This is a genomic window from Pseudomonas sp. NDM (assembly GCF_003105095.1).
Taxonomy (GTDB): Bacteria; Pseudomonadota; Gammaproteobacteria; order Pseudomonadales; family Pseudomonadaceae; genus Aquipseudomonas; species Aquipseudomonas moraviensis_A.
The window spans coordinates 103237-118632 of the sequence record NZ_QETJ01000003.1 but is presented as its reverse complement, the minus strand read 5'-3'; the positions used below and the strand labels follow the sequence as shown (position 1 = coordinate 118632).

12 protein-coding genes and 2 pseudogenes are annotated in these 15396 nt (G+C 58.3%); 7 read left to right on the top strand and 7 right to left on the bottom strand.

Features of this window, described 5'->3' with window-relative positions; translation table 11 throughout:
- Positions 1 to 230: 230 nt before the first annotated feature.
- From DCO47_RS01585 to DCO47_RS01570, 4 genes are all read left to right on the top strand, one after another.
- Positions 231 to 746: an Hcp family type VI secretion system effector gene (locus DCO47_RS01585; RefSeq protein WP_007949952.1), complete on the top strand. Its 516-nt coding sequence runs from the start codon at positions 231 to 233 to the stop codon at positions 744 to 746.
- 133 nt (positions 747 to 879) lie between these two features.
- Positions 880 to 2955, top strand: coding sequence for a type VI secretion system tip protein TssI/VgrG (tssI, locus tag DCO47_RS01580; protein ID WP_116657291.1), 2076 nt, complete (start codon positions 880 to 882; stop codon positions 2953 to 2955).
- Positions 2952 to 3785: a DUF4123 domain-containing protein gene (locus tag DCO47_RS01575; protein WP_165839173.1), complete on the top strand. Its 834-nt coding sequence runs from the start codon at positions 2952 to 2954 to the stop codon at positions 3783 to 3785. The genes tssI and DCO47_RS01575 overlap by 4 nt, the downstream gene beginning before the upstream one ends.
- Positions 3786 to 3804: 19 nt before the next feature.
- Entirely contained in the window at positions 3805 to 6309 is a 2505-nt protein-coding gene (locus DCO47_RS01570; protein ID WP_116657289.1) for a LysM domain-containing protein, read from the top strand.
- A gap of 34 nt (positions 6310 to 6343) precedes the next feature.
- Here DCO47_RS01570 and DCO47_RS01565 read toward each other — a convergent pair whose 3' ends face one another.
- Positions 6344 to 7459 carry an SUMF1/EgtB/PvdO family nonheme iron enzyme gene (locus DCO47_RS01565; protein ID WP_252874296.1) on the bottom strand — a complete coding sequence of 372 codons (1116 nt, stop codon included), beginning with the start codon at positions 7457 to 7459 and terminating at the stop codon, positions 6344 to 6346.
- A 23-nt stretch (positions 7460 to 7482) separates the two neighbouring features.
- Here DCO47_RS01565 and DCO47_RS27175 point away from each other — a divergent pair.
- From DCO47_RS27175 to DCO47_RS01555, 3 genes and pseudogenes are all read left to right on the top strand, one after another.
- Positions 7483 to 7611 (top strand): annotated as a pseudogene (locus tag DCO47_RS27175) (hypothetical protein); the annotation flags it as partial.
- Positions 7612 to 7661: 50 nt separating this feature from the next.
- Positions 7662 to 7957 (top strand): annotated as a pseudogene (locus tag DCO47_RS01560) (Rhs family protein); the annotation flags it as partial.
- 273 nt (positions 7958 to 8230) lie between these two features.
- Positions 8231 to 9058 carry a glycosyltransferase family 2 protein gene (locus tag DCO47_RS01555; protein ID WP_116657287.1) on the top strand — a complete coding sequence of 276 codons (828 nt, stop codon included), beginning with the start codon at positions 8231 to 8233 and terminating at the stop codon, positions 9056 to 9058.
- A 319-nt stretch (positions 9059 to 9377) separates the two neighbouring features.
- On the opposite strand, the gene DCO47_RS01550 is transcribed toward DCO47_RS01555, so the two are convergent.
- From DCO47_RS01550 to DCO47_RS01525, 6 genes are all read right to left on the bottom strand, one after another.
- A complete protein-coding gene (locus DCO47_RS01550) occupies positions 9378 to 9962 on the bottom strand; it encodes a hypothetical protein (RefSeq protein WP_083353124.1) in 585 nt (194 codons plus the stop codon).
- 86 nt (positions 9963 to 10048) lie between these two features.
- Positions 10049 to 10249 (bottom strand): hypothetical protein, encoded by a 201-nt coding sequence (locus DCO47_RS01545; RefSeq protein ID WP_064363981.1) that lies wholly within the window; start codon positions 10247 to 10249, stop codon positions 10049 to 10051.
- Positions 10250 to 10260: 11 nt separating this feature from the next.
- Entirely contained in the window at positions 10261 to 10503 is a 243-nt protein-coding gene (locus DCO47_RS01540; protein ID WP_064363980.1) for a hypothetical protein, read from the bottom strand.
- 642 nt (positions 10504 to 11145) lie between these two features.
- Positions 11146 to 12213, bottom strand: coding sequence for a lipocalin-like domain-containing protein (locus tag DCO47_RS01535; protein WP_064363979.1), 1068 nt, complete (start codon positions 12211 to 12213; stop codon positions 11146 to 11148).
- The gene (locus tag DCO47_RS01530; RefSeq protein ID WP_371919851.1) at positions 12203 to 14671 is read right to left on the bottom strand and encodes an FtsX-like permease family protein; all 2469 of its coding nucleotides are present in this window, start codon (positions 14669 to 14671) and stop codon (positions 12203 to 12205) included. Before DCO47_RS01530 ends, DCO47_RS01535 begins: the two co-directional genes overlap by 11 nt.
- A complete protein-coding gene (locus DCO47_RS01525) occupies positions 14671 to 15324 on the bottom strand; it encodes an ABC transporter ATP-binding protein (protein ID WP_042609505.1) in 654 nt (217 codons plus the stop codon). The genes DCO47_RS01530 and DCO47_RS01525 overlap by 1 nt, the downstream gene beginning before the upstream one ends.
- Positions 15325 to 15396: the final 72 nt, after the last annotated feature.

Here is a 15396-nt window from a genome sequence, read left to right as displayed (position 1 = left end):
GGCAAGGCCTGCAGCCAAGTGCGCAAGAAGTTGCGCAGTACTGCGCAACTTCTTGCGCACTTTCTCCTGATTATTCCGCTGAAAATCGCCCCGAAAGATGACCGACCACCATGGCGCCCCCGCCAGCCGGGCACCTCTCCAAACCTGGCACGCTCCTTGATATCCCTCAGCCACCCACCGGGCGATTTCGCCTCCGGGCACCCTCAATTTATCCGCAAGGAGAGCACCCCATGGCAACACCAGCGTACATGTCGGTTACCGGCGAAAAACAAGGCCTGATCACTGCTGGCGCGTTCACCGCCGACTCCGTTGGCAACACCTATCAGGAAGGCCACGAAGACCAGGTCATGGTTCAGGCTTTCACCCACGACGTGATCATCCCGCGTGACCCGCAATCCGGTCAGCCAACCGGTCAGCGCGTGCACAAGCCAGTCGTGATCACCAAGGTCTACGACAAGGCTTCGCCTCTGCTGCAAGCCGCACTGACTTCCGGCGAGCGCATGAGCGAAATCGTTATCCAGTGGTACCGCACTTCGGCCCAAGGCACCCAAGAGCACTACTACACCACCAAACTGGAAGACGCGATCATCGTCGCCATCAACAACAAAATGCACAACTGCCAGGATCCGGGCAACGCGCACTTCACCCACCTGGAAGAAGTGCAGTTCACCTACCGCAAAATCACCTGGACCCACGAAGTATCCGGTACTTCGGGTTCCGATGACTGGCGTGCTCCAGTCGTTTAATTACGGCTGACCGTTACACGCATCGGCCAGCTCTGCTGGTCGATGTTGTTTACGCCCCTCCAGAATTTCGCGTACGTTGAGCCGCTTTTTGCGGCCGTCGACGAGCGCCGCTGTACAGCACGAGGAACAAGGGATGTTCGCGCCGGCCAATGAAACCCACTTTGCCCTGACCATCGAAGGGCTTTCCGCTGACTTTCAGGTGTTTACCCTCACCGGCCGGGAAGCCATCAGCCAGCCTTTTGTCTTTGAGGTGGAGCTGGTCAGTGAGCAGCCGTCGCTGGACCTCGAAACCCTGCTGCACAAACCGGCCTTCCTGCAGCTATCGCCCGACGGCAGCGGCATTCATGGCCAGATCTACCGCGCCGCGCAAGGCGATTCCGGCAAGCGCCTGACCCGTTATTCGGTGACCCTGCGCCCGCGACTGGCGTACCTGGCGCATCGCATCAACCAGCGCATTTTCCAGAACCTCAGCGTGCCGAAAATCATCGGCATGGTGCTCGAAGAGCACGGCATCCAAAGCAACGCCTACGAATTCAAGACCGGCTCGATCTATCCCGAGCGCATCTACTGCGTGCAATACGACGAGTCGGACCTGCACTTCATCCAGCGCCTGTGCGAAGAGGAAGGTATTCACTACCACTTCCAGCACACCACAACAGGCCACAAACTGCTGTTCGGTGACGACCAGACGGTGTTCCCGAAACTGGCCCCTGTGCCCTATCAGCAAGACTCCGGCATGGTCGCCAGCAACCCGGTGATCAAGCGCTTCGACCTGCGCCTGGAAACCCGCACCAGCCGCACCACCCGCCGCGACTACGACTTCGAAAAACCGCGCCTGACCCTGGAAAGCGAGAACCGTGGCGACGCCCTGCCCGACCTTGAAGACTACGATTACCCGGGCCGCTTCATCGACCGCGAGCGCGGCAAGCATTTGGCCAAACGCGCCCTCGAACGCCACCGCTGCGACTTCCAGCTCGCCGAAGGCAAGAGTGATCAGCCACTGCTGGTCAGCGGCCATTTCCTCGCCCTGACCGAACATCCGAAAGCCAAGTGGAATGATCTGTGGCTGCTCACCGAAGTCCTGCACGAAGGCAAGCAGCCGCAGGTGCTCGAAGAGTCGGTGACCAGCGACACCACGGCGCTGAAAGACGATTTCCATCAGGGCTATCGCAACCGCTTTCAGGCCACGCCGTGGGACGTGCCCAACCGTCCACCGCTGCGCCACCCGAAACCGCGCATCCTCGGCAGTCAGAGCGCGGTGGTCACCGGCCCGAAAGGCGAAGAAATCCACTGCGACGAATACGGCCGGGTCAAAGTCCAGTTCCACTGGGATCGCGAAGGTCAGGCCGACGACAAGACCAGTTGCTGGCTGCGCGTCTCCAGCGCCTGGGCCGGCGCCCAGTACGGCGGCATCGCCATCCCGCGCATCGGCATGGAAGTGCTGGTCACGTTCCTTGAAGGCGACCCCGATCAACCGCTGATCAGCGGCTGCCTGTACCACAAGGAAAACACCGTCCCCTATCCACTGCCGGCGAACAAGACCCGCAGCACCTTCAAGACCCTCAGTTCCATCGGTGGTGGCGGTTACAACGAACTGCGCATCGAAGACAAAAAAGGTCAGGAACAGATCTACCTGCACGCCCAGCGCGACTGGGACGAAAACATCGAGCACGACCAGAAAATCCGCGTCGGCAACGAACGCCACGACACCGTCGAACAGAACAGCTACAGCGAATTCAAGGCCGAAGAACACCACACCGTCTACGCCGACCGCAAAGTCGAAACCCGCGCCAACGACCACCTCACCGTCGGCGTGAATCAGCACATCAAGATCGGCACCGGCCAGTTCATCGACGCAGGCCAGGAAATCCACCTGAGCAGCGGCATGAAAGTGGTCATGGAAGCCGGCGCCGAACTCACGCTGGTGGGTGGTGGCAGCTTTATCAAGATCGACGCTGGCGGCGTGACCCTGAGCGGGCCGGTGATCAACATGAACTCCGGAGGCAGCCCGGGAAGCGGGACTGGTGCGGCGCCGTTGATGCCGGGACCTTTGAAACAGGCAGATGCAGATAAGGCTGGGCAGGTAGTGAAACCTTCACTCGGTTCGTTCAAGGCTCAATCGAAGGCGGGCGTCTTGTTGCCAACTCCGTCATGTCATCTGGATGCGAGCGGTCATTGCCCGATCCACCAACCCGGTGCGTCGGCATGATTAACTCCATCGAATCGCCGTTCAAACAGTTCACGACGACAGGCGCGATGTGTCTGATTCTGGACAGAAGCTTTGATGCGGATCTGCTCAGTCACTTGTTCCAGAGTGACGAACTGTACCGCCCCAGCTGCCTTCCACTGTTCACCAACACCCCCTACGCAGACTTGCAGTCAGCAGGTCCATACGTCGTCCTGTATCCGCAGAGGCAGACAGTTGCTCCCTACGTCAATACGTTGCTGGAGCAGTCTGATGCAGGTTGCGTCGCCTGGTTAAGCGACTCCGCTTTGCTGGATCAGGGCGTGGAACACTGGCGCAGCTTGCTGACCGTGCGCACCGATGAAGAACCGCAACAGATGATGCGTTTCTTCGATCCGCGCTGGCTCGAACCGTTGCTGCTTGCACTCGACGAAAACGAAAGAGCGCAGTTCATGGGGCCGTTCAGCGCGCTGGCATGGCGTAACGAGATTGGCTGGCGCTTCTACGCAAAACCTCCTCACACCCCGCCGACGGCCAAACAGCCACCGGCATGGCTATACGTGGGCGAAGAACGTCAGGCATTGATCGAACAGGGCCGGCTCAGAGTCATCGCCACGCGCTTCGCGGACGATTACCGCGAGGTTCTGCCGACGGATGACAGCGTCGAGTTCGTTCATCGCCAGTTACTGGCCGCAAAAGATACGGGATACGAGCAGATGGCCGATCAGGAGCGCTGGCTTCGCGTAGCGATCCAGCGTGGCGACCGATTCTGGAAGCAGCCGCCCGCCACCGAGCTGCTCGCGCGTGACGACATAGCGCTCGGCGACAAGCTGACTCAACTGGAAAGCCTGTGAATCACAAGGACGATGAGCAATGAGCACCACCTACACCGTTAAGAGCGGCGACACTCTTGGCAGCATTGCCGCCGCCAACAAATGCTCCGTGGCCGATCTACGAGCGCTGAATCCGATCATCACCGACCCCAACCACATCAAGCCTGGATGGGCGCTGCAATTGCCGGCAGCCAAGGTTTTGCCGCCGCCGAAACACGCCGAGAACAAGAGCACCACAGCCGTCAAAGGCGCAGTCGAATGCAAGGATGAACTGGTCGACGTCATCCACATCACCGGCGACGAGCACTTTTACGTGCTGACGGAAAAAGAGTCGAAAGAGCTGCAGAAGCAATCCGACCTCGTCAAAAAGCTCATGGACGAGCTGCACCAGAATCTCGCCAAGGCGACCGAAGCCAGGCTGTGCGCCAAGACCAAAGATCCGCAAGCCAGTTGCACCTGCACACGCTGCGTCAAGGATGCCTGGAACGCCAAGGCTGAAGAAGCCGGGCTGCTGCAGCGCTCACCTCCGGTTGTGGCAAAACCGAAAGCTGTCATCGAGCGCAAGGAAGACCTGCAAGGCCAATTGGCGACGGTGCAGAAGGCCCGCGACTGGTATCAGCGTTACACGCCCCAGCCGGCTTTTGAAGGCAGCTATCTGGAAACCAACTGGGAAGGCTTGCGCGCGAAAAAAGTCGCTGAACTGAACGCCGAGATCCAATCGCTGCGCACCCGCATCGCCGCGCAAGGCAAAGCCGAAGCCGGCGACAGCTCCACCAGTGCCAACGGTGCGGCACCGGATCTCAAGCACGGCAAAGGCAAAGGTACCGAGACGCAGAAAGGCAAGCAGGTCAAAACCGGCATTACCGTCGTCGAGTACATATCCTTCAGCGACCCGACCCGGCGCCACTACATTCCAGTGCGCACCCGAGAAGAATTCACCTGGCGGGTTAAAGTACCGACCACCGTGATGCGTGGCAAACCACTGGATAAAAATCTGGCCAAGGACTTGCTAAAGGACATTCGCACTGCTGTCAGCGATGGCCGTAAAACCAGCCCGCTGGGCAGCCTCGAGGCCAAGTTCACCTCTTGGACTAGCAAGGACGACAACCTGCTCAACGCCCTGCATAAAGAATGCTCGTGGACATCCAACGAAGCCGACTCGGCCAAATACGCCGTATCGGCCGAAGCCCACGCCTTCCGCTTCGCCGCCACGGCCAGCGCCGGGATCAACAGCTGGGAGCCCGGCAAAGGCAACGTCGAAGTCGGCGTCAAAGCCAGCGCCGCCATCTCGCTGGCTGAAGGCTCGATTGCGCTTAAAAGTTACTTTCCCGATCAGGGCGGTTACGTGGTGCGCATGCCCTACCGCAACGCCGAAGGCAAAGAAGTCGTCAGCGACATCGGCATCTTCCGCCTCGACGGCAAGGTCGAGCTATCGTGTTTCGCTGGCGCGACGGCCCAAGGCCAAGCTGGCGTCAAAGCCCAATACAAACCCAAGGAAGTAGAAGCCTCCGGGGCAACAGCGCTGCTAAGCCCGCCCGACATGGCCGTCGACAAAAAACGCGGTGGCAGCCTGGGACTGAAAGGCAACGCCTTTGCCGGCGTGCAAGGCGGCGGCACCGTCACCGGCACGTTGAAGTGGCTTGATTCGACCAAACAAGGGGTCGGCAAGATCGTCGCAGGACAGGCGAACGACAGCGGCAGCACAGACTGGTCCGGCCTGGTCGAGATCAAGGCTGAAGGAAACGCGGCGCTGGGTATTGGGGCTAGTTTTGATTTTGGGATTGAGATCACCAATAACCGTTTAGCAATAAATTGCAAAGCGAGTCTGGTTTTCGGACCTGGCGCAGGAGGTGGTTTCGGTACAGCAGTCGACCTCGAGAAGATCGGTGACTTGATCTACGTCTTCTGCAATGCTCTATCAAAAGCAGATTTCCATTACCAGCTAGCAGTAACTAAAGAAGCTTTTCAATACATGGCGGCAGGCCTGTTTAAAATCGCAACAAACCCAGGACAGTCTGTGAGTGAGGCATTTGAAGGTGGTTTCATCAAGATGTCGTTGTGGTGGAAAAGGCGCGAAGCCACAAAACAAGAGGCCCAACGCCTTGCCAAATATTTACTGAGCAATCAATCGATTAACATCAACAAAAAAATCATACCCTTGCACATGCTACCACCCGAGACAATTGGCCCCATGCTTCACTTATTAACTGAAAGTTTTGTAGAGTCATGGGCTGAGGATCAAGAAAAAGCAATCGTCCTTCTTCTTTCGCATTTACGCAGCTGGAAGCATTTCACTGAAGTATTGGAACACTGCTCTAAGGATGGCAGCAAAGTTAACGCCATGGACAGCCTGAACCGCTTAAACTCTCTGCTAGATGGCGCAGAGCAACAACAATTTAACCGTTTCATCGGAACATTGGCGGTGAATATTGATTCAGCGACGCAAGCTTATGGAACAATTGCATGGATGCCCGGTTTAGCTTGGCGCAAAGAGCGAACTCTTATGGCAGCTAGACGTAGTAACCATTTCGAAGGTCTGGCTTGAACAAAGGCGCCTGTAGCGCCTTTGTCCTTTATTATCATCTAAGCGGTTCGCCCGTTTGGACCGCACAACGGAATCCAGTTCCAGGATAGTAGGCGTCCTGGTCTGGATTATCGGGCCAGCGTCGTACAATCGGTGCAGCTGATAAAGGCGCCTCAGGATAATTGGAACCCCGTCTTACTTTTTCTGTTCCGGTACTTGGCCCTTGCGGATCATCAACGGGAGATTTTTTATAATAATCTCTATCGTACCAATCATTTACCCAGTCCGTCGCATTCCCGGACAAGTTAAAAATACCCAGAGGGGTTGGTGGAAATCGATCTACCGCAAATGTCCCACCTTCCCCTTCTAAGGGAAAGTTTTTACCAAAATTCAGACTTCCGTTGCTCGTCGGAAAAAGTATATGCAATCCGCGATTGCGTGCGGAGAACTCCCACTGGGCTTCAGTCGGAAGATCTACTGGGTAACCACTCAAATCGCCCACCCACTTACAAAAATCCTTCGCCTCTTGCCAGTGCTTCGTCGGTGCTGGCAGGTTGGGAGTGTACATGCTCTTTAAATCCGCTCTCTCGCGATATTCGGCGTCGAACAGTTCCCTGCCTTGCGTAGAAAAAAATACATCAAATTCGCCAATAGTCGTTTGATACTTAGAAATATAATACGAACTCAATTTAACCGGATGCACAAAGTCATCATTACCATCACGGCTGATATTACAAAGCTGCTCCGGATCCTGCCCGCAAGGCCAGGTACAAACATCTTTTTCGTCGTATTCACAAATCCAGCCGAAGTCTCCCATATCAAACTGGCCACCTTCGACAAAGACCATGTTGTCAATCGACTGAACTACGGTATTGAGAACCTTGTCACGAAGCTCAGCCGAGAGATCGGGATATTTCGTTTTCACGGTAGCTGCGATGGCGGCCACCTTCTCGGGCGACAAGGTTTTGCTAGTCGGCAGCGAACCCGATTCAGCCTCACAACCGACCAAGAGCATCAAGGCAGGAAGGGCAAGCACAAACTGACGTAACACAGGCAATATCCTTATTAGGTGCGTCTGAAGGACAAACATACCATCGCCCGGTAAGACTACAAAATTGCGAAGCCGTGATACCCATGTCTGCCCACTTCTGCCGATGACTTTTTTGGTCAACAGGTATTCCTCGAGCTGACCGACACCCGAAAGCCAGGTGGAATAACCTTTGGCTGCTCACCGAAGTGTTTCATGAAGGCAAACGGCCTCGGGAGCTCAACGTGTCGGCGACCAGCGACACCACCGCGCAGAAAGATGATTCCCAGCAGGGCTAGCGCAACCACTTCCAGGCCACGTCGTGGACGTGCCGAACCGCCCGATCCTACGACGCTACGCCTACGACGCCAACGGCAATCTCGCCGGCATCGACGACAGCCGCAAAGGCAATCGCAGCTTTCACTACGATCCACTGGATCGCCTGATCAGCGTACGCGGCGCTATGCCAGAAAGCTTCGCCCATGACCCCGCAGGCAACCTGCTCAGCCAAAATGAACTGCCTGCGGCGAACCTCGCCACGTCAAAGGCAATCGCCTGCTGATGCAAGGCGATCGCCATAACGATTACGACGCCTATGGCAGCCTGATCCCGCACCGTTCAACCGTAGGAGTGAGCCTGCTCGCGATAGCGGGGTAACAGTCGGCGATGATGCGACTGAAAAGACGCCTTCGCGAGCAGGCTCGCTCCCACAGGTTTTGCGGATGACCGGAGTTCTGGGCACACGACAAAACCAATTGGTCGCAGCATGTATCGGAAAGCAATGTCGGATCTGAATAACCCCGCTTGATTTGATCAACCAATCTGATCCGCAAATTAAGCTTCACCTAAGCTTCCCCCGCTAGCATCCCGGCCCATGAACCCCGTCGTCTTGAGCCGTGGATGAGTCCCTCCGACATGAAAGCCTTCGATCTACCCTCCCAGCCGCAATCCAACTTCAGCCTCGTGCTGGTCAATTACAAAACCCCGGATATCACCCGCATGTGCCTGGAGCTGTTGCGCGAGCATGTTCAGGCGCAGGGCATTCCAGTGTGGGTGGTGGATAACGATTCGGCGGATGCCAGCCTTGATTACTTGCGTTCGCTGGACTGGATCAATCTGATCGAGCGGCCGTCGCCAGGCAAGGAAGCGGGTCATATTGCCCATGGCAAGGCGCTGGATCTGGCCTTGGCTAAAGTTGAGACCGACTACTTGTTTCTGCTGCACACCGACACCTTTGTCTACGACATGGAAGTGTTCGCGATAATGATGCGCGAATGCACGAAAAGTGCAGACATGGCGGCGGTCGGTTGTGTGGAGCAAATTGATCGTGGGTTATTGCGAGATACCTGGCGGTTGACTTCGAGATTCTGCAAACACCATGTTCGCCGGCTCAAAGTTCATTTCGGGCTGCGTTCGAAACCGCCACGCCCGTATAAAGAAACGCATCTTAAAAGTTTTTGTACGTTGTGGAATGTGCGTTTGATGAAGTCACAAGGGTTGCACTTCTGTATGGATGATCGGGTGCCGGGTTATACGCTGCAGGATCGAATGATCGAGTTGGGCTATGGCGTCAGGTTTCTCTCGCCACGGACGATTTTCCGCTATCTGGATCACATCCAGGCCGGCACCGTCGCGGCGGCAGGCACGTATGGCAAGGACCATCGCCGCACGAAGATGTATCAGGCAACGCTCAAGCGCTTACGGGGGCAGCGAGACAAGTCTGGCATGCAGGCTTCGGCTTGATTCCAGGCAACAAAAAGGGCGACTTCAAAGTCGCCCTTTTTTGTTCTTAACTTTTGTATACAACTACCGTCGTTGGAGTTCGCCCAGTGTTATGGCCTGGCAATCCATGCACCGGTAAAGAGCCCTGACACTGGGCGAACGCCGAGGATTTTAATTCAATCCTGTGAATATGTCGTCAGGTAGAAATATGAAATTTTTGTACTGAAAAGTTAAAGACCGTCCTTTCCGATATTTCCCCAGAATTGTCCGACAGAAACTTTTATATGATTGCTCTCATACATAAAATTGTACAAGAGCAATAAAGTTGTAGAGCTAATGCTCAACTATCGTGTTGACTGGTCACTTTCAGGATATCGGTGTAAGTGACAATTACGCTCTGCCCTACTTTCAGATCTTTCAACCTGGCCTGAATCTCCGGCTTCTTCACATCGAGCGTCTTCGATTGTCCGGATGGATTCTCGAGGGTGACCTGGTGGGTCTTCAAATCAATTTTGCTGATTTTCAGCTGCACCTGAACCTGACGATAGGCCTCGCCGCCAGGGTTGTCGCTACCCGGGGCCTTGCGCAGTTCGCCGGTGCGTTCGGTGGTGCCTGGCAGACCTTTATCCACATCCGTGTCGAGATAAGCGGCAACTGAACGTTGCACTTCGATCTTCACCAGATCGCCGACCTTGAGATTGGCAAGGTTTTTCGCTTTCTCGCTGAGCTGCACATGGACCTGACGGCCCTCGCGGCCTTCCAGCACAACCTGGTGGTTGGCCGGGTCGACGGCGAGCACTTTGGTGGTAACGGAATCGGCCTCAACGGTGGCAGACAATGGGATATCGGCAGCCAGAGCGCCGAAGCTGGAGACAGAAAGGAGGGTTGCGAGGGTGATGGCCTTGGCCAGAGCGTCGAGCTTCATATGCATTACTTTCCCTGTGATGAAGTGGCGACGCCCGCTGCCGAATCGACTTCAGCGGCGGGCGTGCCAGTGAGCATAGACGCTGTTCAGGGCTTGACTTGGGTTTGTGGCCCGCGAGTGTGTGGCTTGGCGGTCTCCTGGGCGGTGGATTCGCCGCTCGCTGTACCTTTGCCGCTGTCCTGCCGCTGCTTGGGATCGGTCGGGCGCAGTGCGTCATTGTCGCGTTCGGTTTCGCCGGCCGGGCGTGGTTCGTCGGGGTTGTCGTTCTGGTTAATGGTCGTATTCATGGCAGGAGTCCTCAGGCTTCGGGATCTTCGAGTTCACGGGCGACGTTGACCTCGGGCGTTTGCTTGTGCAAATCGTCGGCTTTGGCGCGCAGCAACTGCCATTGCTCAAGATCGATCGCCCCTTGGCCGAGCAGGTCGTCGGCGATGCGCTGCAGATCGAAATAGTGAGCGTCAGGCGATTGCTGCCAAAGGGTCTGATCGTCGAACAGGCGCTGCCAGGTTTCGAGGTCTGGGAGTTGCAGGTCGTCGCTCATGGTTAAGTCCGAAAATGGCGGGTTTCTGGTAGAGCGGTGGGCGCCGGCGAGAGTTCCAGTCAGTTCGCTCAGCGGTGAAGGCACGGACGCCATCGCTGGCAAGCCAGCTCCCACAGGGATTGGGTAACTCTGCTATTCATCGGTGTCTTTGAGATAGCTATCGCGAGCAGGCTCACTCCTACAAGAGCAAGAGCAAGAGCAAGAGCAAGATCAAAAGATCGCAGCCTTCGGCAGCTCCTACAGTTTCCGCGTTCGCCCTTGGGTCGAGTGTCAGCTCGCCTGCTTTTGATCTTGATCCACCGGCGACGTCGGAAGGCTGAGCGGAGGGATTGATCCGGGCGTGGGAGCGCAGCGACCGTACGACGCAGTCGTACACAGCGAGTGTAGGTGCAGCGAAGCAAACCGGAGACGCTGCGCCCGGATCGATCCCGCAGCGAAGGAACCCGAGCCTGCGAGGGCCGAACGCAGGAGCAAGCCTTTTGGGTTACCTTTTTGGCGTTTGAAAAAGGTGACCCGCCGTAAGGGCGGAACCCTAAGCAGCCGTTACCGCAGCAACGGATATGTACTCAGCCAAAAATCCTCAGCACCCGACAAAAAGCCTTCGCGAGCAGGCTCGCTCCCACAATGAGACAGCGTCTGCCGTTAATACCCGGTCATTTCCAGATAGCCCTGGCCAGGATGGCTGCCATTGATCTTCACCGGCCCTTCCCAGTACGGGATACGCAAATCCATCCACGCATTGCGGTTGATCGCGTCAACGCTGATATCGAGCTTCTTGTCAGGAATACGGATCGACCATTTCACCGGCATCGGCCGATCAGCCACCTTGGCCGTGTCCTGCGGCACAAGACTGATCTGCTCGCTGCGCAACGTCTGAATCTGCCCGTCAGCGGCGATCCACGTGCCGGTCAGATAAGGCGCGCCGTCCTTCTGCCGCATGCGATAAAGCATCACGTGTTCGCCGCTGTCCAGGTGCAGGGAGAACCAGTCCCAGCCAGTCTGGTTGGCAGTCAGCGGTTGACTGCTCCACTCGCGATCAAGCCATGCCGGGCCACTGACGGTGTAAGTCTGGCCATCGATCTGCAGCGTGCCGCTGGCCTGGAAAAAAGGTTGGCTGTAGTAGTACGAGGCCTGGCCTTCTTCGGATTTCTGGCTGAAGCCGCTGTCGCCCTGCAGCACCAGCGGGCGGCTGGAGGTGAGGCGCAGCTGATACGCGAAATTTTTATCGCGGGCGCTGAGCTGCATATCGCTCAGCGGATCCTGCGCTTGACTGGCAAACATCCAGTCATCGATCCACGCCTCGAACGGCGCCAGCCGCACCCCGGCCTGCCCTACTCCGCCGCGGGCGTAGCGCTCGGCGGCGTGATGAACCGAACGCGAGGTGACCGCCGCATGACCAAGCCAGATCGTCTGATTGCCCCACCCGGCCTGCTCGGCGAGCGGTTTCAGGGCGCTGCGAAACAGCGTCCATTGCACGCCGAAATCATTGCCCTGCTGATCCTTGAGATTGGCGGTGACGTACCACCACTCGATGCGGAAACCATCATGCGCGCCGTGATCGGCAGGGAAACTGAACATCCGACCGGGCACCACCGGGGTGAACGATTGCGCCTGATCGCCCATGCCGGCGAAGCCTTTCTCCTCGGGTGCGGGCTGATCGCAACCACCGAGCAGCAACACGAGCATCAGCACGACGCCGTTAATCCTCATGGGCAAACGTCCTCAGCAAATCCGCCGGTTGCGTGCGATACAACGAATACAGCGGCCATGCCGAGGCCAGTAAAGTCGCGAGCAACGCCAGGCCCATCAGTTGCAACAACTGCAACGGGAACACCCGCAACGGCAGTCGCCAGCCGAACGCTTGCACATTGATTACCGCATCCAGGCACCATGCCAGCGCGATACCCAGCGGTAATGCCAGCAACAAAGTCAGTATCGCCAACAGCCAGGTCTGACCGAGGTTGAGCAGCATCAGTTGTTTACGTGTCACGCCCAATGCCCACAGCGGTGCAAGTTGACTGAGCCGACTCTGGCTCTGGGTCAGCAGACTGATGAACAGCGCCACGCCAGCCACGGCCAACGTCAGGCTGTTCAACGCCGCCGTCGCGGCAAAGGTGCGTTCGAAGACTTGCACCGACCAGCCCTTGAGCCGCGCCTGATCGATGATGCGGTTGTCATCCAGCTCAAAGCGCGCCTGCAAGGCGTTGAGCAGTGCCGGAATCTGCGCTGGATCGATACGCAAGTTGAAGCGGTTCGGGGTGAGCTGCGGCCAGCCTCGCAGCAGGTGATCGCTGCTGATCAGCACATGCCCTTTCGGATTGCCATAGTCAGCGTAGATGCCGACGATGCGCGGCGACCACGTGCCGTTTGGCGTGGGGATGCGCAGATGCTCGCCCGCTTTGAGTTTCAGGCGTCGCGCCAGTTGTTCGCTGAGCATCACTGCATCATCCGCGGCCAGTTTTCCCCACGGATCTCCGCCACTGCTGTCGAGCAGCGGCCAGTGCTGGCGATAGTGCGGGTGGTCGATGATGCCGTAGACATCGGCCGGCCAGCCTTGCAGCGTCACCGAAACCTGCCAGTTGGGCAGCACCGCGGTCACATCCGGCCGCTGTTTGAGCCAACTGTGCATTTCGCGGGCCTGCGCCGGGTTGGTCGGGTTGATGTACAACTCGGCGCTCAGGCGTTGTTCGAGCCAGTCGTTGAAGGTCTGGCGAAAACCGGCGGTCATGCTGCCGGCGCCGATATTGGCGGCGAGCGCCAACAGCAGCGCCATCAGCGCCAGACTCAGGGCTGGCAGTTGCTGGCGGCAGTCGGCGAGAAACCACTGGCCGAGCACCGACCGACTACGCCCGAGCAACGGGTTCAACAACGCGCTGAGCAGCACCGGCAAGGCCAGCGCGGCACCGAGCAACAGCCCGGCCATGAGCACGAAACCGCTGCTCAGGCTGTCACCCCAGATCAGCGCGGCCAGCGCAATCGCCAGCAGCGCTGTCGCCAGCCAACCCTGCCGACGCAACCAGCGCGAATACTGTTGATGCCAGGCCTGCGGATCAGCCACCGCCAGCAACGGCAGACGCGCCGCCCGCAGCAGACTGTTGGCCCCGGCCAGCAACGCGCCGAACAGGCTCAAACCGATGCCGCTGAACCACCACCAGGGGCTCAAACGCAACTGTCCCGCCACCTCCGCGCCGTACAATCCGCGCAGACTGGCGGCGACGTCCGGCAGCAGCACGCTGGCCAGCCAATAGCCGCTGATCACACCGAGCAGCCCACCGATCAGTGCCAGCCCGCCCAGTTCAACCACCAGACACGCGATCAGCGTTCGCGCACTGACACCACAGGCGCGCAATGTGCGCAGCAGGCCTCGGCGCTGTTCCAGAGCGAGGCCGATGGCGGCGTGGACGATGAACAAACCGACCAGAAACGACAGAAATCCCAAGGCATCGAGATTGAGGTGAAAGCTCTCGGTCAGCCGCGCGAGATTGTTTTCTTCGCCGCTGCTTTTGAGCTGCAAGCGATCGCTGAAACTGGCCGGTAAATCTTGATGAAAGTCCTTGGGCAACAGAAGCCGCGACAATTGCTCGGGTTGTTCGAGCAGGCTTTGCGCGACGCCGATGTCGACCAGCAACAGGCCCGGTGCCATGTCTTTCTGTGCGAGCAGCGGCGGCAGTTGATGACCGCTGACGGTTTGCGGCCTCTCACCCTCGCGCAAGCCGAGCATTTGCAGGGTGTCCGGAGAAATCCAGGTGCTGCCCGGCGGACTAAAGAATTCGACGATGCGCTCGATCGGCATCGCCTGCCCGGCCACTGCGGAGTCCGTCGGCAGCGACACCGGCTCGATGCCCATCACCTGAATGCGTTGGTCTTCGTGGCCCTTGAGTGTCAGCCGGCCCTGCAGCACCGGCGACACCGGCCAGCCCTGGCGGCGCAGCTCGATGAACCAGCGCTGGGGAAAAGGCGCACCGTTCGGCGTGCTCAGGCTGGCTTGCGGTTCGCCGCCGATCATCTGGCTGGCCCGCGCATAGCTGTCACGTGCCTGACTGTTCAGCGCCTCGACGCCAGTGAGCAGACTGGTGGCCAGCCACAGTCCGGTGAGCACACTGAAAAACTGCACGGGATGGCGCCGCCAGTGGCTGAGCAGCGCGCGCAGGGTTTGCCGCCAGATCATCAGGCAACCCGCCCGTTCGACAACACCACACGCTGGGCCAATCGCGCCGCAACGCGCTGGCTGTGAGTGACCATCAACAGGGTCGTCGGTGTGTCATCGAGCAATTCGAGCAGCAGCCGCAGCACTTCATCGCTGGTCGCTTCATCAAGGCTGCCGGTGGGTTCATCGGCCAGCAGCAATTTCGGCTGCGAGGCCAATGCCCGGCCCAATGCGACTCGTTGCTGCTGGCCGCCAGAGAGTTGCTCGGGGTACCGCGAGAGCAGATCGCCAAGACCCAGACGCTGCACCAGATGCGCTTGCCAGCGTGGCTCATGGCGCCCGGCGAGGCGCGCCTGAAAGGCCAGGTTGTCTTCCACGCGCAGACTGCCGATCAGGTTGAACTGCTGAAACACCAGACCGATTTCTGTACGCCGCCAGTTGGCCAGTTGCGCTTCGCTCATGGCTTCCAGGCGATGTTCGCCGCTGCGGATGCTGCCGCTGTCGACCTTGTCCAGCCCCGCCACCAGATGCAGCAGCGTGCTTTTGCCACTGCCCGACTCGCCCATCAGCGCCAGGCTGCCACCGGCCGCCAGCGTCAGGTCGACGCCTTGCAGTACCGGCAACACGCCTTGTGGCGTGGCATAGCTTTTGAAAACGTCGCGAACCTCAAGCATGGGCAAACCCGATCAGTGAACCTGGACCTAGGATAGCGGCCCTGAATGGTTTTTGTCCGCTGATGATCATCG

What these genes read in the sequence shown, in the direction of transcription:
- tssI (WP_116657291.1), top strand. Translation starts at nt 880, where the DNA reads ATGTTCGCGCCGGCCAATGAAACCCACTTTGCCCTGACCATCGAAGGG.
- DCO47_RS01585 (WP_007949952.1), top strand. Translation starts at nt 231, where the DNA reads ATGGCAACACCAGCGTACATGTCGGTTACCGGCGAAAAACAAGGCCTG.
- DCO47_RS01530 (WP_371919851.1), bottom strand. Translation starts at nt 14,671, where the DNA reads ATGATCTGGCGGCAAACCCTGCGCGCGCTGCTCAGCCACTGGCGGCGC.
- DCO47_RS01535 (WP_064363979.1), bottom strand. Translation starts at nt 12,213, where the DNA reads ATGAGGATTAACGGCGTCGTGCTGATGCTCGTGTTGCTGCTCGGTGGT.
- DCO47_RS01570 (WP_116657289.1), top strand. Translation starts at nt 3,805, where the DNA reads ATGAGCACCACCTACACCGTTAAGAGCGGCGACACTCTTGGCAGCATT.
- DCO47_RS01575 (WP_165839173.1), top strand. Translation starts at nt 2,952, where the DNA reads ATGATTAACTCCATCGAATCGCCGTTCAAACAGTTCACGACGACAGGC.
- DCO47_RS01545 (WP_064363981.1), bottom strand. Translation starts at nt 10,249, where the DNA reads ATGAATACGACCATTAACCAGAACGACAACCCCGACGAACCACGCCCG.
- DCO47_RS01525 (WP_042609505.1), bottom strand. Translation starts at nt 15,324, where the DNA reads ATGCTTGAGGTTCGCGACGTTTTCAAAAGCTATGCCACGCCACAAGGC.
- DCO47_RS01550 (WP_083353124.1), bottom strand. Translation starts at nt 9,962, where the DNA reads ATGAAGCTCGACGCTCTGGCCAAGGCCATCACCCTCGCAACCCTCCTT.
- DCO47_RS01540 (WP_064363980.1), bottom strand. Translation starts at nt 10,503, where the DNA reads ATGAGCGACGACCTGCAACTCCCAGACCTCGAAACCTGGCAGCGCCTG.
- DCO47_RS01555 (WP_116657287.1), top strand. Translation starts at nt 8,231, where the DNA reads ATGAAAGCCTTCGATCTACCCTCCCAGCCGCAATCCAACTTCAGCCTC.